The organism is Corynebacterium aurimucosum (genome assembly GCF_046895345.1).
Lineage (GTDB): Bacteria > Actinomycetota > Actinomycetes > Mycobacteriales > Mycobacteriaceae > Corynebacterium > Corynebacterium aurimucosum_G.
This window is the reverse complement of record NZ_CP160096.1, coordinates 1,327,767-1,345,935: the sequence shown is the minus strand read 5'-3', so window position 1 is coordinate 1,345,935 and position 18,169 is coordinate 1,327,767. Positions and strand designations below refer to the sequence as shown.

Annotated in this window: 23 protein-coding genes; 12 read left to right on the top strand and 11 right to left on the bottom strand. The window is 59.9% G+C overall.

Features of this window, described 5'->3' with window-relative positions; genetic code table 11:
• Nucleotides 1-60 precede the first annotated feature (60 nt).
• Nucleotides 61-882, bottom strand: coding sequence for a hypothetical protein (locus ABZS45_RS06460; RefSeq protein WP_412101105.1), 822 nt, complete (start codon nt 880-882; stop codon nt 61-63).
• A gap of 271 nt (nt 883-1,153) precedes the next feature.
• Between ABZS45_RS06460 and ABZS45_RS06455 the strand changes: the two genes are divergently transcribed.
• Both ABZS45_RS06455 and ABZS45_RS06450 read left to right on the top strand, forming a co-directional pair.
• Nucleotides 1,154-2,077, top strand: coding sequence for a hypothetical protein (locus ABZS45_RS06455; RefSeq protein WP_412101104.1), 924 nt, complete (start codon nt 1,154-1,156; stop codon nt 2,075-2,077).
• 32 nt (nt 2,078-2,109) lie between these two features.
• Nucleotides 2,110-3,036 carry a hypothetical protein gene (locus tag ABZS45_RS06450; protein WP_412101103.1) on the top strand — a complete coding sequence of 309 codons (927 nt, stop codon included), beginning with the start codon at nt 2,110-2,112 and terminating at the stop codon, nt 3,034-3,036.
• Between the two features lie 23 nt (nt 3,037-3,059).
• Here the strand turns inward: ABZS45_RS06450 and ABZS45_RS06445 are convergent, their stop codons facing one another.
• Nucleotides 3,060-3,728 carry a hypothetical protein gene (locus ABZS45_RS06445; protein ID WP_070646108.1) on the bottom strand — a complete coding sequence of 223 codons (669 nt, stop codon included), beginning with the start codon at nt 3,726-3,728 and terminating at the stop codon, nt 3,060-3,062.
• Nucleotides 3,729-3,872: 144 nt separating this feature from the next.
• Here ABZS45_RS06445 and ABZS45_RS06440 point away from each other — a divergent pair, with 144 nt between their 5' ends.
• Nucleotides 3,873-5,195, top strand: coding sequence for a serine/threonine protein kinase (locus ABZS45_RS06440; protein WP_284763390.1), 1,323 nt, complete (start codon nt 3,873-3,875; stop codon nt 5,193-5,195).
• Between the two features lie 134 nt (nt 5,196-5,329).
• Entirely contained in the window at nt 5,330-6,010 is a 681-nt protein-coding gene (locus ABZS45_RS06435; RefSeq protein WP_284763392.1) for a DNA-binding response regulator, read from the top strand.
• A 17-nt stretch (nt 6,011-6,027) separates the two neighbouring features.
• Here the strand turns inward: ABZS45_RS06435 and ABZS45_RS06430 are convergent, their stop codons facing one another.
• From ABZS45_RS06430 to rpmB, 6 genes are all read right to left on the bottom strand, one after another.
• A complete protein-coding gene (locus ABZS45_RS06430) occupies nt 6,028-6,744 on the bottom strand; it encodes a TetR/AcrR family transcriptional regulator (protein ID WP_070447240.1) in 717 nt (238 codons plus the stop codon).
• Between the two features lie 88 nt (nt 6,745-6,832).
• Nucleotides 6,833-7,627: a hypothetical protein gene (locus ABZS45_RS06425; protein ID WP_070447238.1), complete on the bottom strand. Its 795-nt coding sequence runs from the start codon at nt 7,625-7,627 to the stop codon at nt 6,833-6,835.
• A gap of 240 nt (nt 7,628-7,867) precedes the next feature.
• The gene (gene rpsR / locus ABZS45_RS06420) at nt 7,868-8,122 is read right to left on the bottom strand and encodes a 30S ribosomal protein S18 (RefSeq protein ID WP_010187626.1); all 255 of its coding nucleotides are present in this window, start codon (nt 8,120-8,122) and stop codon (nt 7,868-7,870) included.
• Nucleotides 8,123-8,137: 15 nt separating this feature from the next.
• Nucleotides 8,138-8,443, bottom strand: a complete 306-nt coding sequence (gene rpsN / locus ABZS45_RS06415; RefSeq protein ID WP_010187625.1) for a 30S ribosomal protein S14 — start codon at nt 8,441-8,443, stop codon at nt 8,138-8,140.
• A 3-nt stretch (nt 8,444-8,446) separates the two neighbouring features.
• On the bottom strand, nt 8,447-8,611 hold the full coding sequence (gene rpmG, locus ABZS45_RS06410) for a 50S ribosomal protein L33 (RefSeq protein WP_010187624.1): 165 nt from the start codon (nt 8,609-8,611) through the stop codon (nt 8,447-8,449).
• Nucleotides 8,612-8,613: 2 nt separating this feature from the next.
• Nucleotides 8,614-8,850 carry a 50S ribosomal protein L28 gene (gene rpmB / locus ABZS45_RS06405; RefSeq protein ID WP_010187623.1) on the bottom strand — a complete coding sequence of 79 codons (237 nt, stop codon included), beginning with the start codon at nt 8,848-8,850 and terminating at the stop codon, nt 8,614-8,616.
• 538 nt (nt 8,851-9,388) lie between these two features.
• Here rpmB and ABZS45_RS06400 point away from each other — a divergent pair.
• The 7 genes from ABZS45_RS06400 to ABZS45_RS06370 all read left to right on the top strand — a co-directional run bounded on the left by ABZS45_RS06400 (nt 9,389) and on the right by ABZS45_RS06370 (nt 14,957).
• A complete protein-coding gene (locus ABZS45_RS06400; protein ID WP_005530151.1) occupies nt 9,389-9,658 on the top strand; it encodes a type B 50S ribosomal protein L31 in 270 nt (89 codons plus the stop codon).
• Between the two features lie 15 nt (nt 9,659-9,673).
• Nucleotides 9,674-9,847, top strand: a complete 174-nt coding sequence (rpmF, locus tag ABZS45_RS06395) for a 50S ribosomal protein L32 (protein ID WP_010187615.1) — start codon at nt 9,674-9,676, stop codon at nt 9,845-9,847.
• A 257-nt stretch (nt 9,848-10,104) separates the two neighbouring features.
• Nucleotides 10,105-10,803 carry a response regulator transcription factor gene (locus ABZS45_RS06390; RefSeq protein ID WP_010187613.1) on the top strand — a complete coding sequence of 233 codons (699 nt, stop codon included), beginning with the start codon at nt 10,105-10,107 and terminating at the stop codon, nt 10,801-10,803.
• A 158-nt stretch (nt 10,804-10,961) separates the two neighbouring features.
• On the top strand, nt 10,962-12,410 hold the full coding sequence (locus tag ABZS45_RS06385) for an ATP-binding protein (RefSeq protein WP_412101102.1): 1,449 nt from the start codon (nt 10,962-10,964) through the stop codon (nt 12,408-12,410).
• 132 nt (nt 12,411-12,542) lie between these two features.
• On the top strand, nt 12,543-13,988 hold the full coding sequence (locus tag ABZS45_RS06380) for a S1C family serine protease (protein ID WP_070731063.1): 1,446 nt from the start codon (nt 12,543-12,545) through the stop codon (nt 13,986-13,988).
• Nucleotides 13,989-14,097: 109 nt separating this feature from the next.
• On the top strand, nt 14,098-14,691 hold the full coding sequence (locus ABZS45_RS06375; RefSeq protein ID WP_010187605.1) for a molybdenum cofactor biosynthesis protein B: 594 nt from the start codon (nt 14,098-14,100) through the stop codon (nt 14,689-14,691).
• A complete protein-coding gene (locus ABZS45_RS06370; RefSeq protein WP_070447232.1) occupies nt 14,691-14,957 on the top strand; it encodes a hypothetical protein in 267 nt (88 codons plus the stop codon). Before ABZS45_RS06375 ends, ABZS45_RS06370 begins: the two co-directional genes overlap by 1 nt.
• Before the next feature lie 91 nt (nt 14,958-15,048).
• On the opposite strand, the gene mscL is transcribed toward ABZS45_RS06370, so the two are convergent.
• The 3 genes from mscL to ABZS45_RS06355 form a co-directional block, all read right to left on the bottom strand.
• On the bottom strand, nt 15,049-15,477 hold the full coding sequence (mscL, locus tag ABZS45_RS06365) for a large conductance mechanosensitive channel protein MscL (protein ID WP_070447230.1): 429 nt from the start codon (nt 15,475-15,477) through the stop codon (nt 15,049-15,051).
• Nucleotides 15,478-15,855: 378 nt separating this feature from the next.
• Nucleotides 15,856-16,500, bottom strand: a complete 645-nt coding sequence (locus ABZS45_RS06360) for an SAF domain-containing protein (protein WP_216379899.1) — start codon at nt 16,498-16,500, stop codon at nt 15,856-15,858.
• A gap of 91 nt (nt 16,501-16,591) precedes the next feature.
• Nucleotides 16,592-17,158, bottom strand: coding sequence for a 5-formyltetrahydrofolate cyclo-ligase (locus ABZS45_RS06355; protein ID WP_216379898.1), 567 nt, complete (start codon nt 17,156-17,158; stop codon nt 16,592-16,594).
• 70 nt (nt 17,159-17,228) lie between these two features.
• Here ABZS45_RS06355 and ABZS45_RS06350 point away from each other — a divergent pair, with 70 nt between their 5' ends.
• Entirely contained in the window at nt 17,229-18,158 is a 930-nt protein-coding gene (locus ABZS45_RS06350; protein ID WP_412101101.1) for a UTP--glucose-1-phosphate uridylyltransferase, read from the top strand.
• Nucleotides 18,159-18,169: the final 11 nt, after the last annotated feature.

Sequence of the window (18,169 nt, the reverse complement as noted above, 5' to 3'; positions counted from 1 at the left end):
TATAACTTTGGCAACTAGGGCAGCTTCGGCGCTACTGCGCGAGGGGCCGTCGGGGGTGCGCTACTGCGCGTGGAGGGAAGCCACCGCGAAGCCAGTGTTGTCCGCAGGATTGCCGTTGGCGTCCTTATACGTAAAAGTAAAGCGCAGGGCTTGGTGGTCTGCGATGTTGATGGGCATCTCGAGAGCTTCCTTTGCCGGGACCTCGAAGGAAGCCAGCTCAGCACCGTCAGCTCCGTTGACGGTAACGGTGGCGCTGGCAACATCAGTATTCTCCCGGTCATCGCTGAAACCAAAGACCGCGTTGAGTTGGTTATGGCCTTCGGTCAGCTGAACGTCCGCGATGTTGGTGCTACCGGAGCGCGAGACATAGGAATCTGGGAAGAAGGTGTGGGCAATGACCACGCCGTCAGCCTCCAGGTCAGTATCGATACGGCCGCTGGTGGCAAGAGGAGTTCCCGGAAGTGTAGCAGTTGAGGTCGGTTCGGAGGATGCACCGGTGTGGCTTGAGTCGGACGACTCGCGTCCCCAGATAAACCATGCACCGACGCCGAGAATGACCGCGAGGATGACGAGCAGAGCAATCAGCGCAGCGATGGCACTACTGAAACGACCTGTGCCCTTCGGCGGTTGTGGAGCGGTGTACGCGGTGGGTTGAGGTGGACTCGGCGGAGTTGGAGCACTCCCGCCGAAAGGCTGTGAGCTGGGGCTAGCAGATTGCCCACCAAACGGCGGAGTGTTGCCGAACCCGCCCGGGCCGGACTGATGTGGGCCGTTAGCACCTCCGGGGGCGCCGGGGCGGCCAAACCCCGGAGCGGGTGAACCGAAGCCGGAGGAACCGGAATTGCGTGGCGGAGTGCCCGAAGGGCCGGTAGGAAACGTCATGGCTGGGAGAATAACAACCTTTCCGTGCACAGGGGAGATAGAGCATTGAGATACCTCTAATAATCTAAACCCTCTACCGCTGTCCGCGCGGACAGAGATGCAAACTCGTGGGAATACTCCCCATCAGAATCAGAAAAGTCGTGGAAACACGGCGTCGTGAATGAAGCACGATGCACGAACCTCACCGCAATCGTGGTAGCTGTGCAAAGATAAGAAAGATAGAAAACGCCTATCGGGCATAACCAGAACGTCTAGATCTACGGAGGCTTCGGTGACTGACTCAGATCGCAACCATGGATTCGGCGCACAGTACCCGCAGGGAAATAGCGGCCAGCCGCAGCCTTCCCGTAAAGATACCCACCCGGAAACCGCGGATTTTGAAGCGCCGCCAACGCAACAGCGTCCGCTCCCGCCCCAGAGCTACCCGCAGAACACTGGAAACAATCAGAGTTATTCGCACTCCGGCGAGCGCAATTACTCGAACCCTTTTGCCGCCTCCGGCGCATCGGGCCAGTACGGCCAACAACAGCAGTTCCAGACGCAGCACTTCGCGTCCCAGCAGGTGCCGCAGGACGGTAGCGGACAGTATGACCAGCAGCCAGCAGGGTACCCCGCTGGCTATTCTCAGGAGAGCAGCGGAAGTGGCAGCTCCTCCAACTCCGGCAAGTTTGTGCTTATCGCCGTGCTGATCCTGGCGGTCGTCCTCGTTATGGCCGCGCTGGCCTACATCTTTTTCTTCAAACATGCCGATTCACATTCTCAAGCCGGCTCACCCCTGACCACCGCGCAACTCACCGAGCAGAATGAGAGCGCACAGGAAGACACAGAGAGCGCGGGGAGCGCGGAGAGCTCTGAAAAGACGACAGAACAGCCCACGACGACCTCGCAGTCTCACAAGCGTCCCGAGCACCCGGACTTGCCTGAGGGGGCGATTCCGGCGAACGACGCCGCGCGCAACAACGAACCGGGTGGCAACTTCAACAGTGTCTACCGTGGAACAGTGGTAACGACGGAATCCTTCGCCAACGTTGTGCGCGATGAGTACGTCAAGCACTACGTGGAAACCCACGAGCTTGATGCCACCATCAAGGCCTACAGCCCAGTCACCAAGATCACCTACACCATGGATTGTTCCGACAACGGTGAATTTGTCACCTGTACCGGCGGCAACAACGCGGTTGTGCTCATCCTCTAATGCTCAGGCGGTCAACAATGAAACAGGCAGCAATGCGACGTCACAGCCCCGCACAGCCGCGGCGCCGGATGGCAGTACTAGCAGCGCTGGTGGGGATCGCGGGGGCGTCGCTAAGCGCCTGCACTATTGGTGATGTCTCCACACCTGAGTCCAGCGCTCCGGCGAGCAGCCCACAGCCCACGCTGCCTGATTCCGGGGCAGAGGTATCTGATGGGCCCACCACTGATTCAGCCCTCGACAAGGAACCAACCGTGATTAAAGCTACCGACCTTCAGGAAGCTGTCGACGCCATCGCTGCCGACAACCCCGGTACTGGAATCGCGGTGGCCGGCTCAGGAACCGTTGCAGCGGCTGGCAACACCGGCCCGCTGCCTGCGTGGTCCACCGTGAAAGTCCCGTTGGCCATTGCTGCCGAACGCGCCGGGGTGGCGGATCCCGATACCGTATCCCGGGCGATCACCTATTCAGATAACGCCGCGGCCGATTCTCTCTGGGAGGCCCTCGGCGGGGGAGAACAAGCCGCACAAGCCACCCAGGCCATCATTGGCACAACCACGGTCCCCGCTACGCCACCGCGCCCCGGTTTTAGCGCCTTCGGCCAAACACAGTGGTCGGTGTCCGAGCAAGCAGAATTCATCGCCGCGCTGGGGTGCCACGAAGGCGCGGATCCGATCCTTGCAGCCATGGGACAGCCGGATCCCGCGCAGAACTATGGTCTTCGGGCCTTAGAAGGCGCGGTGATGAAAGGCGGCTGGGGGCCGGCCGAGGACGGATCTTATGAAGCCCGCCAGATGGGATTAATCACGCTAGGCGGGCACACGGTGGCAGTGGCGATCTATGCCGCAGCGCCTTCCGGCGATTATGGCGAAGCACAGCAGATGCTGAGCCGCGTGGTCAAACAGCTGGCCACGGCAGAGGTCGAGTGGCCCGATGCGCGATGCCAGCAGGGCGCTGTTTAAGAAGCACGAGCGATGTAAAGGCGCTAGCGCGGCCAATAGTCCTCGAATTCGCCGGCCTCGCCGTCGATGTCATAGTCCGTGCCGCGAATGTTCAGCACGGAGCCGGTGTCTTTCCCGCTGGTTGGATCAAGAATCGTGGCGCTGAAGGAATCCCCTTCACCACGCGCCGGGCCAAAGGCAGCGCCGCTGGACCAAACACCGCGGTAAAAGAGGGAGTCCTGTTTCTCACAGACCACAATGTGGGAATCGGGATCGGTGCCATGGGCAGCGAAGATCATATCCTCCCCCTGTTGGCAGCGTGCCTCAGGATAATCGGACCAACCGGCGGCAGTGAGTCCCTCGGGGACGTCGGCAGCCCCGGCGCTCACTGAAGTTCCCGGAGCCTGCTCGCTCGGTGCTTCTGCCTCGTCCGTTTCTTCATCTTTCTGCGCAGCAGTCTCCTCCGGGGAGGCAGCCTCCTCCTGAGGGGCTGTCTGCTCCGAGTTTTCGCTGGTGCTGGACGTTTGTTGGCTGGTGGAGCGGGCGTCGTACCAGATAACGAGGCCTGCAATCACCAGCGCAATGAGAATTGCGATCGCGCAGATAATCGGAACGAGGTTGCGCTGCTCCGATTGAGGCTGCCGAGACTGGCCCGACACCGGTGTAGGGGGCTTATGCTCGTGATGGTTAGTGCCAAATCCTGGGGTCGTCATAGGGTCCTTGGAAAACGGTAGAGAACAACACGTAGCATAACCGGCCTGGCAACACCGGACGGAACCGCGCTTAAGTACCCTCCATTTGGGGGCGATGGGACATGGCAACATCATGCTGCCCAGTGCATATGGTCCAATGGGGCAGTGACTAATTCCTACTTCGTGCAATGGCTGACTCAGCAGAAGCGCTACACCAACGTGTACCTGCTGGGTGAAGGCGGCATGGGGCAGGTCTTTCATGCCACGGATCCGGACCTTTCCCGTGAGCTCGCCGTCAAGGTGCTGTTGGATGACGTCCGTGATGAAGCCTCCTGCGCCCGTTTCCACAATGAAATGAAGGCGCTCACGAAGATCGGTAGCCACCCAGGGGTAGTCCAGTTTTATTCCAAGGAGTCCACCCCGCGCGGCGATGACGTGATGGTCATGGCCTTCATCGACGGCAAAACCTTGGGGCATGCTATCCGTGAGCGGGCCCACCAGGGCCGGGGATTTAGCGTGGCGGAGGTTGTGTATTACCTCAAACCGATTGCCTCGGCGCTGGATTATATGCACCATGAGCTGCACCCTGGGTGGGTGCATCGGGACATCAAGCCCGCCAATATTCTATTGCGTAAGAACCCCGGCAGCTTGCCACCGGCTGTGCTGAGTGATTTCGGAATCAGCATTGAGGAGGGCCAGTCTCGGCTGACCAAAATCGGCCACATTGTGGGAACTGAGAAATACTTGGCCCCGGAAAATAACGGTAATGCTTATGGCGATGATGATATGTCGGCGCGCGCGGACGACTATTCCTTGGCCCTTATCGCCTTCGAGATGCTTACGCTGCATCATCTTAAGGACACGATGCCGCGCAGCGAGTGGGAAGGGCAGCGGCGCATCCCGGATCTGTCCAGTGATGCCTTCGCCGAATTCCTGGCAGGGGACACAAGCCGAGTTGTGTCGGAAGTACAGACCGTACTGAATAAGGCACTCAACAGCGTGCCCATGCAGCGCTATGCGCGGGCCCAGGACTTCATTGCCGCGCTTGGCGACGTCTCCCAGTCCCGCCCCGCCCAGCGTGTGGCGGCACCGGCGGCCGATGCTCCGCGTATAGCGCCCACGCCGCAGCCTTCGGCACAGCCGGAGCAACCGCGAAATGCCGGAAGAGCTGGGCAGCCGAGCCAGTTTGGCCGGCATCCTCAACCCTCCCAACGCTGGCCGGAACCTGCCGCTTCCTTCGGATCCGTGGAGCGGGCAAGGCCCACTGGTTTCGTCGCTCCTTCGAACCCGATGGCGTCCCCAGGGACTGTGTCACCTTCCACACCGGTTACGCCGGCGATGCCAGGGTCTACCGTCCAACGCGGTTCCACGCCGCAGCAAGCAAACAACAAGCCGCCTGCGAGGGATAATTCAAACGCTCTCATTATCACGGTGACCGTCGTTGTCATCATCCTCATCTTTGTGGTGACGTGGGCTATCGTGGCCTAGCGCTAGCGGGGTGGGGCAGTAACTTAGCGAGCGGAACTAAAGTGAGAGCCGCTACACTGAAAGACACTGTTTGAAGGCGCCTCGCCGGGATGGATGGCGATGTGCGCACGTTTCCCAGCCCTACGGAGGTGTCTATGAGCTCGCAGCAGCCACTCCCACCGCAGAACGCTCCTCAGGGGCCGCGGCTGCGCATTGATGATTTGATCGGTGGCGTGATGGTCATGTCCCCGGGCCAAGAAGTCATTGTCGGCCGCGCCGGTGACTTCCGGGTAGGCGAGGAGGACCTCAGCCTGCACCGCCAGCTTTTTCAGCTGTGGTTCGGCGGACAGGGCTGGATGATTTGCAACGTGGGCAGCCATATCCCACTGCGCATCGAGCTGCGCGGTGTCACGGGGTTTTCCCGCATCGATTTGGGCCCGCGTTCAGTAGCGGCTGTACCCCCGGGGCCATCGCGGATTACCTTTGAGACTCCCGAATGCCCCTATGAGCTGTATATAGACGTGGAAAACAGCAACTACTCGCGTCGCACAAAACGCGAGCAGGATGTCGATGAGGAGCGCACGCGCACCCGCCACGTTCCCAATGACGAACAAGAAGAGTTGCTGCGCCTGCTAGCCAGCTACCTCAAGAAGCCGGGCTCCACCGATGCTGATATCCCTTCGGTCCGCGAGATCGCCGAGGAGCTGGAGTGGACGGAAAAGAAGACGAATCACAAGATGGACCGCCTTGTGGACAGCCTCCGAGCAGACGGTGAAAAGGCGTATAAGCCTTATAAGACCTTCCTAGCGCACTATGCCATCCGGCACGGCCGCTAGGGCATCCGCTACGGCCGCTAGCGAGTCGACTTCTTCCGGTCGGCCGCGGCGGCGGCAGCGGAGGAAATAGAGTCGTTGCGGTTCTTGAGCAGATCTAAGGTGGTCGCTTCGGCGTCCTTAGGCGGGGTGGCGCCGAGGACTGCGAGGGCGGCGTCGGCAAGCATGGCAGACTGCTCCGGTACGCGCTGCGAAGCATCAAATGGCGCGTTGCCATCGTTGGGGCGCATCTCGATGACGGAGAGCGCGATGTGGAAGGGCAGCTCGAGGCGCGGATCATCCTCGCCCACAATCCCCGCTGCGGCAGTGCGGAAGTGCTCTTTCAAGCGGTCACGCTGTTCGTGATACTCGCCGAATTCGGGGGAGTTGGCCACCGGCAGTTGATACAGACGGCCTACATTCCACGCTGAGGTCAATAGCAGGCGCGACTCTGCGGCCACAAGGGACCACAAGCGCTGTGCCGGTGCAGCGTCTGAGGCCGCGAGCTCATCCGCGAGTTCCAGCGAAGGCTCAATGGTGGAATTGAGCAGAGTGAGGAAGATATCCGTCTTCGAAGGAAAATGGTAGTACAGCGAGGCCTGACGGATACCGACGGCATCGGCAATCTGGTGCGTGGAGGTTGTCGCAAAGCCCTGGGTGGTGAAGAGCTCGGATGAAGCATCCAGGATCTCCTCGCGCGCGGTGTTTCCCCGGCGGCGCGGACTGTTCTTCCGTGGCCTGCCAACGCTCCCTGCCATGAGGCGGACTCCCTTCGATAAAATTCATGTAATAACTGACGGCAAGTCAGTAATCCTACACCCCGCCGTGAACGGCGATCGTTAACGCTTAGCTTTCACTACAGCTAACCACACTACCGTGCCTAGCCACGATGGATTCGATAGCAGCAGAGACAGTGCGGCACGCCGAACCGTAGGCGGTGCGGTCCAAAGGCGGCAAATCTGCCAGCATAACGCTGTGCTGATCGACGCCCTCGTACCACCGACCCAACTCGAGGGCGATGCCCGTGCCCCAAGCTAGGCTCAGCCCCTCCGCTTCGGCGGAGGTAAGAAGCTCACGCTCGACGCCAATGGCGAGGCGGTCTGGGGTGGGGCGGGGCGCGGGAGCTGCCCAACGGGCGATGGCAGACACCGGTGCGAGCAAGGAGAGACGAATGGACACGTCGGCAGAGCGGTCGGGGAGACCGTCGACGAGCTTCAGTGGTGCCGGCCGCTGAGACACTGCCTCGGCGTAGAGTTCCTCCTCGCCGCCCGCGCCTAGGGGAAGGCCGGCGTCCGCACGCGTCGATGCTAGGTCTTGCACCGCACCACAGGATAGACCGGCTTCAGTGATAATCTGCTCCAGCTGTTCGTCGGTGCCCAGCCACGTGATGGGGAGCGAGGGGAGAAGATCGCCGCGGGCAGCGGCGCCGGTGAGCCGCACAGGGCTCGCCAGACCGGGAGAGCGGACAATATCGGTCACCACGCGAGAAAACCAGGCAGCGAGCTCAACTCCATCTCCGCGGTGGGCTGTGGCGTTGCGCAGCAGGTCCTGTGCCTCCTCTAGCAGGCCACGGGCATGGGCAGGGGAGTGGCAATGGGTGGCGAGTTCACTGAGATCGGTGAGGGATTCGTGCAGTGGCATAAGGTCCTTGTTTCCCTTTCCATCAGGGGCGTTCTAGCCCTTCAATCTATCACTCTGCACGCGCGCGTTGAACATGACAGGGTGGATACGGGCGCACAAGGTTGCTGGTTGGAAAATAAAAGCCGCCGCCTACTTTCCCCTTTCAGTAGGGGAGGTAGGCGGCGGCTAAAAGCTCTTTTGTCCTGTCCTAGTGTGTCACGAGTACAGCGGCAAAAGTGCGCTGTTGAAACCAGCTAGTGTTTAGCGGGACGTGAACGGCAGGAGAGCCATTTCGCGTGCGTTCTTGACGGCAGTAGCAACCTGACGCTGCTGCTGCGGGGTCAGACCGGTGACGCGACGGGAGCGGATCTTGCCGCGGTCGGAGATGAACAGACGCAGGGTCTTGATCTCCTTGTAGTCAACCTTCTCAATGCCTTCGGCCTTGAGCGGGTTCTTCTTCGGGCGGCGGGTCTGCTCCATACGGAACTTCTTGTGATTATTACGCTTGACAGCCATTGTATGGGTACCCCTTTACCAGCTGGACTTGCGAACGCCCGGCAGCTCACCACGGTGAGCCATGCCGCGCATACGGACACGGGACAGACCGAACTTGCGGAGGTAACCGCGCGGACGTCCATCAGCGGAGTCGCGGTTACGGACGCGGACGCGGGCGGCGTCGCGCGGCTGACGGTTCAGCTCGAACTGCGCCTCGAGGCGCTCTTCGTCCGGGGTGTTCGGGTTCTTGATGATTGCCTTGAGCTCAGCGCGACGCTCCGCGTAGCGGGCGACGATTTCCTTGCGCTGCTCGTTCTTGGCGATCTTTGACTTCTTAGCCATAAATTATCGCTCCTCGCGGAATTCGACGTGCTTGCGGACGATCGGATCGAACTTCTTCAAGGTGATGCGATCCGGGTTGTTGCGCTTGTTCTTACGGGTCACGTAGGTGTAGCCGGTGCCCGCAGTGGACTTCAGTTTGATGATTGGACGGATGTCATTACGTGCCATCTTTAGATCTTCTCCCCACGTGCGCGAATCTTAGCCACGACGGACTCGATGCCATCGCGGTCGATGATCTTCATGCCCTTGGTGGAAACGGTCAGGGTGATGGTACGGCCCTCAGAGGGCAGGTAGTACCGACGACGCTGCACGTTGGGGTTCCAACGGCGCGAGGTGCGGCGGTGCGAGTGCGAGACCTGCTTGCCGAATTCCGGCTTGCGGCCCGTTACCTGGCAAATAGCCGACATGGGTCTTCTTTCTCCTAGCCGCCCACATCGAAAGCGACTAACGGAGTGCCTATTCCGCGGTGAGGCGCGGCGCTCGAAAAGTGAGGTTGAGCAGGAGGCATATATCCGTTGAACACCAGTTGATGAGGGCGTAAAACGATTACTTTGACAACAGCAAGGGGAAATCTTACATGCCACGGACTGTAGAACCTAATCACCGTTGAATTATCGTCGGGCTTTGGCGCTTGTTATTTGTGTCTCGCCCACGGCTCTCCCGTGGTGAAGCTGCAGGCGGGGGCGTTGGAGGCGGGTTTCCGCGCCTAACTCTGTGGGCTGCGTCCTGCGGCGATTTCGATTTTAATGCCGCTGGCCTGTAGGATATTTCGAGTTGTCGGCGCGAGCCGCACAATTTTGTAAGTATAGAGACCCAACTCGGGCACGATCCTTTCACGCTCCCACAAGCCATCGAGCGCCGTCATCGCGGCGATGCTCGGTGGTATGAAAAGTGAAGCGTCGCGGAAGGAACCGACCCGTAGTTCAACCCTGAGGGAATCGACATATGAAGAAAGATATCCACCCGGATTACCACCCGGTGGTCTTTAAGGACGCCGGTACCGGCCACTCCTTCCTGACCAAGTCCACCGCTACCTCCGATCGCACCGTTGAGTGGGAAGACGGCAACGAGTACCCGCTCATCGTCGTTGACGTGACCGCTGAGTCCCACCCGTTCTGGACTGGTGCGCAGCGCGTTATGGATACCGCTGGCCGTGTTGAGAAGTTCAACCAGCGCTTCGGTGCAATGGCTCGCCGCAAGAAGAAGAACGCGTAAGGAGGATAGAAGAAGATGGCAACTCCTAAGTTTAAGAAGTCCCGCGCGAACACTCACTCTCGCCGTTCCCAGTGGAAGGCTGACAATGTCGCCCTCCAGGAAGTCACCATCGACGGCCAGACCGTGCGCATTCCGCGCCGCCTGGTTAAGGCTGCCAAGCTCGGCCTGGTAGACGTCGAGCAGTTCTAAGGTCTGAAGCGCTTTCAGCGTTGAGGTCTTAGGGCCATGACTGTTACCCCGCGAATCCACAAAGAAAAGTGGATTTGCGGGGATTTTTGTTATGCCTGAAAATTTTTGTTTTTGTTGTCGTGTCCACTGTTTATGTAGCTTGGAACAATTGTTTAGCACACGTATAAACTATTGCGGTGCTTAAGGGGTGGCTTTTAGGGGGCGACAGGCTGGGTTCTACTTCGTGAATAGGGCCCCGATAGGACATAATTGAGATTATGAAAATTCTTGTCGTCGATGACGAGCAGGCTGTACGCGAATCGCTCCGCCGCTCTCTGAAGTTTAATGGCTACGAGGTCATATTGGCCGCTGATGGCGTACAGGCTGTCGAGATGGTGCACAGTGAGCACCCAGAGCTTCTCATCCTCGATGTGATGATGCCGAACATGGATGGTCTGGAGGTCTGCCGCACCCTGCGCAGCGAAGGTTGGGACCGCCCCATTCTGGTATTGACGGCTCGCGACGGAGTGTCGGACCGCGTTGCGGGTCTTGACGCGGGCGCTGATGACTATCTTCCCAAGCCCTTCGCGCTGGAGGAGTTGCTAGCTCGCGTGCGTTCCTTGGTCCGCCGTGCCGCTGCGGAGTCGATTGCTAAGAAGCAGCCAGTTGAAACTCAGTTGAGCTTTGAGGACCTCAAGCTCGATGCCGATACGCGTGAGGTGACTCGGGGCGAGCGTCAGATTTCTTTGACCCGCACTGAGTTTGCCCTGCTGCGCCTGCTCATGGAGAACCCCCGCAAGGTACTCTCCCGCAATACCATCTTGGAAGAGGTATGGGGCTATGATTTCCCGACCTCCGGAAACGCTCTTGAGGTCTACATCGGTTACCTCCGAAAGAAGACTGAAGAAAGTGGCGAGCCGCGTCTTATTCACACCGTGCGTGGCGTTGGCTACGTCATGAGGGAGGCTATCGCGTGATTCTGCGGAGGCCCGCGCCCGACGCGGTGCCTTCTGAAGCCCTAGATACCACTGCGTGGTTGGGTCTCTCAGGCCGTCGTGGCTGGGCTTCGCGGGCGCCGCTTCGGTGGCGCCTTTCTCTTGTTACCGGTGTCGTTGTCGCCGTTGCGGTAGCCGTAATGACTTTTTTAACCTACTGGTTGGTTGCAGCGTCGATGACGGCGAGCGTCGATAAGCAGATCATGCAACAAGCGGATGTGCTGATGCGGCAAGCTCAGGACCCAGCCTTTGTAGAGAATATCGATCAAGAAATCGCGACATTTAAGCTCTATAACCCCTCGACTCGGGTCTCTATCTCTCCGCCTGCGGTTGCGTTTTCCTACGGTGATGCATTGCCCGTGGGTGGTGATTTTAAGTCGGATGGGGACAGTGTGGAAAGCTCCATCCGTACCTTGGGCGGTGAGCGGGTACTGGCCAAGTACCAAGAAGGCGGTGCGACGGTAGTCCTAGCTAAGGACTTGGGGTCTACCGAAGACCTCGTCTCCGCAGTAGGCTCGGCTTTGCTTATCATCGTGGCCTTTGGCGTTTTGCTGTCCGTCTTTGCGGGCATGGTGGTGTCCAAGACAGGCATGGAGCCCATTGCTCGGCTGAAACGTGCAGTCGATTATGTGACGCAAACCAATGATCTGCGCCCGATTGCGGTCGAGAGCAACGATGAGATGTCGCAGCTGACGGTGTCCTTCAACCGAATGCTGTCCGCACTCCAACACGCGCGCGTGCAACAATCGCAATTCGTGGCCGATGCCGGCCATGAGCTCAAAACGCCGCTGACGTCCATGCGGACCAACATTGAGCTCCTCATGATGCTGAATAAATCCGGTGGCGGTTTCGGTATCAGTGAGGAAGACCGGCGCGATTTGGAAGAGGACGTGATGGCGCAGATGTCCGAGCTGTCGACTTTGATTGGTGACCTCGTGGATTTGGCGCGTGAGGATGCCACCGAAAAGGAACCCGAGCCGGTGGAGCTGCATGAAGTTTTGGAGCATTCCCTCAACCGAGCTAAGCGCTGCCGCCCAGACGTCGACTTCCGTGTGCGGTTTATCCCCTGGGTCCTAGACGGGGATCCCTTTGCTTTGGGCCGAGCCACGCTCAATCTCATGGACAATGCCGCGAAGTGGTCTCCGGCTACGGGCACCGTCCGCGTATCGATGCAGCAAGTAGCCCAGGATAAGGTGCGCCTGCGCGTGGATGACTCGGGCCCCGGTATTGCCCCAGAGGAACGCGACAAGGTCTTTGAGCGTTTCTACCGTTCCGCGGAAGCCCGAGCGATGCCGGGATCTGGGTTGGGGTTGGCCATCGTGAAATCCGTGATTGAGCGGCACAACGGAGCCATCACCATCAAGGAATCTGCAGATGGAGGAACGCGCATGGAAGTCATCCTACCAGGACATCCTACCGAGGGCGATGCCATGGTGGACGGCCTGGAAGAGCAGCCGAACGAGTTTCAGTTAGATTCGACCGCTGCACAACAAGCGACGGGACAGGCGCAGGAGACTTCCGGAGAATACTCGGAGAACCACAATGACCGCGGCCGAATCTTTGCCGAGCGGTGGTTCAATCAAGGTTGACGTGCCGTGGATCGCCCCAGTTCAGAGCACACAGGAAACGTCCAGGCTTTCCTAGCACACTGGCAGAGCAGAGACAGATGCGCACCAGCTTGAAAGAGCACACTACCTGATATGAATATGAGGAATTCGAACATGGATAGTCCCATGGATAACCCGCTGAACTCTGATGGACGGGGGCAGGCGCAACAGCGCGGCGAGGCATCTTCGGCGGGAAGCGAATCGAATGGTTGGAATCAACCGCGCACCAACTCGTGGGAGTCTGGCGGGCAGGCCCCTTATGGGGGCCAGCAGGGGCAGGGGAACCGACCTTTGTTTGGTGCTCAGCCCTCCCAGGTTCCCTACGGCGCGCAAGCGCCTTATGGCGGAGCGGGCTACGGCTTCGGCCAACCCAATCAGAGCAGCCAGCAGTTGCAGAATCCGACGCAGCCTTATGCAGGACAACAAGGTGCGGGCGTGCACGGCGTGCAGCCGGGCCGCGATCAGAAGAATAAGCGCAAAGTAGGTCTGGGCACTGCGCTGGCAATGATGCTCGTCGCAGCCGTCGCTGCTGGCGGTGTCACCGGTGCGGTGGTCGGCGCGGCGGGCAAGGACAAGTCTTCCACTTCGACCGTCAACGAAGTATTGGAACGTCAGCCAGTGGCAAATAGCACCGGCCAAGAGCCGGCTGATGGCTCTGTGGAAGAAGTAGCGTCGAAGGTTCTCCCGGCAGTGGTCTCCATTTACTCCATAACCCGCTCGGGTGGTGCTGAGGGCTCCGGATCCATCATTTCCCCGGATGGCTATGTGCTGACCAACCATCACGTGGTTGCCGGTGCAGACCAAGGAGGGCGCCTAGAGGTGACAATGAATGACGGCTCGCGTCATAGCGCTACATTTGTTGCGTCGGATGCGACGACGGATGTTGGCGTCATCAAGATTGATGATGCCAATGACCTGCCCTACCTTCAGTTTGGGGATTCGGACGCTGCTGCAGTGGGGCAAGAAGTAGTCGCAGTTGGTTCCCCGCTGGGGCTCAACGCAACGGTAACGTCGGGAATTGTGTCAGCCAAGAACCGCCCTGTTCGTGCCTCGCAGGAAGGCGGGGAGTCCTCGCTGATCGACGCTATTCAGACCGACGCAGCCGTAAACCCCGGTAACTCCGGTGGCCCCTTGGTGGACATGGAGGGCAACATCATTGGCATGAACTCGATGATTGCCTCGCTGTCGAGGGGCTCGAGTTCCGAAGGCGGTTCCATTGGTTTGGGATTTGCAATTCCTTCGAACTTTGCCAAGCGCATGGCCGATGAGCTCATCAATAACGGCAGGGTCAAGCACCCCACCTTGGGCGTTAAGGTTCGCGCGCAGAGCGAGACCCAAGGCGCAGAAATCGTCGACGTGGAACCTGATAGCCCGGCTGATAAGGCAGGGCTGAAGTCCGGTGACGTGGTCACCCGCGTTAATGAGCGCCTCATTGAAAGCTCTGATGCCCTGATCGCGGCAACCCGTTCCCAAGAGTTTGGTGCAACCGTCACTCTCGAGGTGAAGAGTCGCGACAGCGAAGATGCGAGAAAGGTAGAGGTAACGCTGGCAAGCGAGTAAGTTTACAAATACTTGGGCGGTGCGCCAGCACCGCGTGAACCTCGCACCCTGACACCTTTTCAAGAAACTACTTCCGGAAGATTCCGTCCCACCTTTAAGGAGAACCTCCGTGGCAGACAACACCGACGCAACCGAGCTGTTGGGGCGCGATGCCTCACGCGAACTCGATGATGTTACCGAACCCGATGACGCCTTCCTCATTGCCAGCGAACAAGAGCAAAGCGTTCAAGCGCCGCGCCGCGCGCTCGTTGTGATCGTCACCGATCACCCGGATGAAGCGGCCCAGGACACATCGCGCTTGGCCGGTGAATTGCTGGCTGAAGCCGAGTTCACCGTTGACGGTGCAGTGATCGTCCGCTCGAAGAAGTCCAAGATCCGGCAGGCTATCGAAACCGGCGTGGTCGGGGGAGTAGACCTGGTGCTCACGATTGGCGGCACGGGAGTCGGCCCGCGTGATAAGACCCCGGAGGCAACCCGCGCGGTGTTGGACCAAATGGTTCCGGGCGTGGCGCAAGCGTTGCGCTCTTCCGGCCAGGCTTGTGGCGCGGTGGATGCGTGCACCTCCCGCGGCATTTCGGGCGTGTCTGGGTCAACGGTCATCGTCAACGTCGCTTCTTCCCGCGCGGCGGTGCGCGATGGCATGGCCACTTTGACGCCGTTGGTGCATCACCTCGTTGATCAGCTGCAGAAATCCAGCGTCTAATGGCCGAGCCCACACCGCGTACCCCGCGGGCGCGCCGTCGCGTGAAACGTCCGTCGACCGCCAAGAATTACGACCGCAGCTTCGATGTCCCTCACGGGCCAATGTCTGGGGCCGCTGGCTCTTCTTCCGCCGCAGGGGCCGATGAGCTGCGCACCGTGAGCTTTGATATGGACGCAGGCGGCCCCGGTGGTGACAACGAGGACGAGGTCACGGGGGAGGCCTTCTACCGCGAGAACATGCCGCCGCATTTTGGCACCACACAGTAGTGCGTGAGCAGCGTGTGAAGGCAAAAGAAAATCCCGCAGAACTCCGGCGAAATGCCGGTTCTGCGGGATTTTTAGGCTTGGGGCTTCTGGCTTAGATGTTGGAGCCAGGCTTGTTGGTGGTCGTGCCACCGTTTTCAGCAGCGAGCAGGTCGCGGATCTCGCCGAGTAGCTGCTCGGTGGTCGGAGCCGGCTCCTCCGGGTCAACGCCCTGGCGGCGCTTTGCGTGCTCGGTGACGGCGTTGATCGGAGCAACGATGACGAAGTAGATGACAGCGGCAACGATGAGGAAGTTGATAAGGGCGGTGATGACTGCACCGAAGTCCAGGAAGGTCTCCGGGTTATCGGTAATTGCGAAGCCCAAGCCACCAAAGTCTGGGGAGCCGAGGGAGTTAATCAGCGGCTGGATGATGTGATCGGTGATGGAGGTAACGATCGCGGTGAAGGCGGCACCGATGATGACTGCTACGGCCAACTCGATGACGTTGCCGCGCAGGATGAAATCTTTAAAGCCCTTGAGCATGGTGGTGGTTGTCCTATCTACGGGGGGTAGGTGCTTCTTGTGTCTTAAGCGTCTGCTTTGTGTAGTCCGCACTGTGTGCAGGCGCGCTGTTCAGAGAAGTCGGAGAAAAGCAGGCATAGAGCAATAATGCTCTCTAAGAGAGGCTCTAGATGCGCAGGGACTCCAACGGAAGACGAAGCATGTGGAAATACTGGAATAGCGAAAGCCACTTCTGTGCGCCATCCTGCAGGTGGTGCCGCGGGGGTCGCGCGGCAGTCACGAGACTGCAAGAGCATAAAGCGCCCGAGTGGATGTGCCTATAGTAGGCAGAGTTTTCATGTCGTGGCAACATCTTGTGGAGGTTTACCAGTGCAAATGCGATGATCTTCACAACATGGCTTAACTGTGGGCGCGATCGCCCACAATGACAACCGTGAGCGGCTGCGCAAGAGAAGCGGCCGCGACGGCTTCGGCTGCCTCAGCAGGAAGGGCGACGAGGAGTGTGTGCGTGCGCGCATCTTCTTCGCCAGTGCCCACCGATACGACGCGTGCACCCCGTGCAATTGTCGAGCCGCGAGTGGGAGCAGAAATGTCGTCGCTGTCGTCGACCGTGCTGATGATATTGACTGTATCGCCGTGATGGAGGTTTCGGGCAATTTCTGGCTCAGCCAGGGTAAGCGGGATGAGGTGGCCGTCCCCCATCCCGAAATCCGCGATGAGATCAGAGCTGAGAAGGCGGGTGCTGGTGAGGATTTCACCGGCGCTAGCCGCTGCCACCAGAACACGCCCTACTGCATCTTCCGGGTTGCTCCCCAACGCCGTGGCGGGCAGAGCGGAGGAAGGGACGCGTGCCACGGAGACATCGCTTAGCACCAGCGTCTCGCCAGCGGCGACGTCTCGGGCCATGACCACGACGCGGGGCTGCTCGCGGGTAGAGGCGAGGGCACTCGCCGCCGCGGCAAGGAGCAAGACTGTGGCTGCTATGCGGCGAAGGATAACGCTACGTTGATGCCCCGGAGTGCGCAGAACGTGAAGAAAACCCATGCCTTTTTAGACTGCACGCGGCGCCGTATGGTTCCCGAAAAATCGATGGAAAGCGCACAAACCAACGAAGCGTGCGAGACAAGGGTGCTGGCTACAGCCAGCGCATTCCGCGCTCGGTGAGGATGCCATCGACGGGGCGGTCGTGTTCCTCGAAGGGGACGTCCCGGACCTCGGTGGAGTGAACTAGCGCGACGACGGGCGGGTGCCCAGTGGGCAGCGGTGTCAGCGCGCGGTCGTAATAGCCGGCGCCTTTCCCGAGACGCATGCCAGATTCACTCACCGCCATCGCGGGCGCCAAGATGAGGTCGAGGTGTGCCAGGATTTCGCTACTGTGGCGTTGCCCGACGGGCTCTGCAATCCCTAATGCCCCCGGGCGCATGGCCTCCGGCCCGCCAAACAGCGTCCATAAAAGCCCACCGTTTTTGCCGGAAATGGGCAGGTAGACCTCCTTGCAGAGTGCTGCCACAGTCTCTACGAAGTTGGGCCCACCGGGCTCTGTGCCCAGTGGGTGGTAGGCGGCAACTCGCATCGCGGGAGTGAGCAACTCACCCACACCGGCGCACCACGCGGTATTGTCATCAGCGCGCTGCTCGGCGCTGCGCTCGCGACGGGCGTTAAGGAGTGAGGATCTTAAGGCGTCCTTGTGGGAGGTCGTCATAGGCTTTAATCATAGCGGGATGGCGTAGCGCAGCACGGGGGCGCGGGGGCTGCATTGTAAAGTGGAAATTATGGCTATTGCACACGAGGATTCCCATACCGGGATCACTACGGTCGTTGTCCCCGCTGCTGGCATGGGCACTCGCTTTTTGCCCGCCACCAAGACCGTGCCGAAGGAGCTGCTCCCCGTCGTTGATACGCCGGGCATTGAACTCATCGCGGAAGAGGCCGCGTCCGTGGGCGCCCAGCGCCTTGCGGTGATTACCGCGCCGAACAAACAGGAAGTGATGCGGCATTTCGAGGAGTTCCCCGATCTCGTCGAGACCCTCGACGCCCGTGGCAAAGATGAGCAGGTAGCCAAGGTCAAGCGCGCTGCTCAGTTGATCCACCCGATTTCCGTGGAACAGGAAAAGCCGCTGGGCCTGGGTCACGCGGTGGGCTTGGCGGAATCTGTGCTGGAGGATGACGAAGAATTCTTCGCCGTCATGCTCCCGGATGACATTGTCCTGCCGGCCACCGTCATGGGGGAGATGGCCCGCGTTCGTGCAGCGCTGGGCGGCAGCGTGCTGTGCGCCTTCGAGGTGTCGCGCGAAGAGACCTATAACTACGGCGTCTTCGACGTCGAGGACACGAACGCGCCGGGAGTGAAGAAGGTCGTGGGCATGGTGGAAAAACCGGACCCGGCTGATGCGCCCTCGAATCTCGTGGCTACTGGGCGCTACCTGCTCGATAGGAAGATTTTTGATGCCCTTCGCCGTATCGAGCCAGGTAAGGGTGGGGAACTGCAGCTGACTGACGCCATCGAGCTCCTTATTAAGGATGGGCACCCCGTTCACGTCGTAGTCCACCAGGGTAAGCGCCACGACTTGGGCAACCCGGGCGGCTACATCCCGGCCAACGTTGACTTTGGTCTGCGTGATGAGAAGTACGGTCCTGCGCTCTACAAGGCAATCAAGAAGATTGTGGAGGACTACGAAGAAGAAAAGGGGTTGAAGGGCTAAGCCTTCACACG

Coding starts and splice junctions, on each gene's coding strand:
- ABZS45_RS06460 (WP_412101105.1), bottom strand. CDS start 882: ATGACGTTTCCTACCGGCCCTTCGGGCACTCCGCCACGCAATTCCGGT.
- ABZS45_RS06450 (WP_412101103.1), top strand. CDS start 2,110: ATGCGACGTCACAGCCCCGCACAGCCGCGGCGCCGGATGGCAGTACTA.
- ABZS45_RS06445 (WP_070646108.1), bottom strand. CDS start 3,728: ATGACGACCCCAGGATTTGGCACTAACCATCACGAGCATAAGCCCCCT.
- ABZS45_RS06435 (WP_284763392.1), top strand. CDS start 5,330: ATGAGCTCGCAGCAGCCACTCCCACCGCAGAACGCTCCTCAGGGGCCG.
- ABZS45_RS06430 (WP_070447240.1), bottom strand. CDS start 6,744: ATGGCAGGGAGCGTTGGCAGGCCACGGAAGAACAGTCCGCGCCGCCGG.
- ABZS45_RS06425 (WP_070447238.1), bottom strand. CDS start 7,627: ATGCCACTGCACGAATCCCTCACCGATCTCAGTGAACTCGCCACCCAT.
- rpsR (WP_010187626.1), bottom strand. CDS start 8,122: ATGGCTGTCAAGCGTAATAATCACAAGAAGTTCCGTATGGAGCAGACC.
- rpsN (WP_010187625.1), bottom strand. CDS start 8,443: ATGGCTAAGAAGTCAAAGATCGCCAAGAACGAGCAGCGCAAGGAAATC.
- rpmG (WP_010187624.1), bottom strand. CDS start 8,611: ATGGCACGTAATGACATCCGTCCAATCATCAAACTGAAGTCCACTGCG.
- rpmB (WP_010187623.1), bottom strand. CDS start 8,850: ATGTCGGCTATTTGCCAGGTAACGGGCCGCAAGCCGGAATTCGGCAAG.
- ABZS45_RS06400 (WP_005530151.1), top strand. CDS start 9,389: ATGAAGAAAGATATCCACCCGGATTACCACCCGGTGGTCTTTAAGGAC.
- rpmF (WP_010187615.1), top strand. CDS start 9,674: ATGGCAACTCCTAAGTTTAAGAAGTCCCGCGCGAACACTCACTCTCGC.
- ABZS45_RS06390 (WP_010187613.1), top strand. CDS start 10,105: ATGAAAATTCTTGTCGTCGATGACGAGCAGGCTGTACGCGAATCGCTC.
- ABZS45_RS06385 (WP_412101102.1), top strand. CDS start 10,962: ATGACTTTTTTAACCTACTGGTTGGTTGCAGCGTCGATGACGGCGAGC.
- ABZS45_RS06380 (WP_070731063.1), top strand. CDS start 12,543: ATGGATAGTCCCATGGATAACCCGCTGAACTCTGATGGACGGGGGCAG.
- ABZS45_RS06370 (WP_070447232.1), top strand. CDS start 14,691: ATGGCCGAGCCCACACCGCGTACCCCGCGGGCGCGCCGTCGCGTGAAA.
- mscL (WP_070447230.1), bottom strand. CDS start 15,477: ATGCTCAAGGGCTTTAAAGATTTCATCCTGCGCGGCAACGTCATCGAG.
- ABZS45_RS06360 (WP_216379899.1), bottom strand. CDS start 16,500: ATGGGTTTTCTTCACGTTCTGCGCACTCCGGGGCATCAACGTAGCGTT.
- ABZS45_RS06355 (WP_216379898.1), bottom strand. CDS start 17,158: ATGACGACCTCCCACAAGGACGCCTTAAGATCCTCACTCCTTAACGCC.
- ABZS45_RS06350 (WP_412101101.1), top strand. CDS start 17,229: ATGGCTATTGCACACGAGGATTCCCATACCGGGATCACTACGGTCGTT.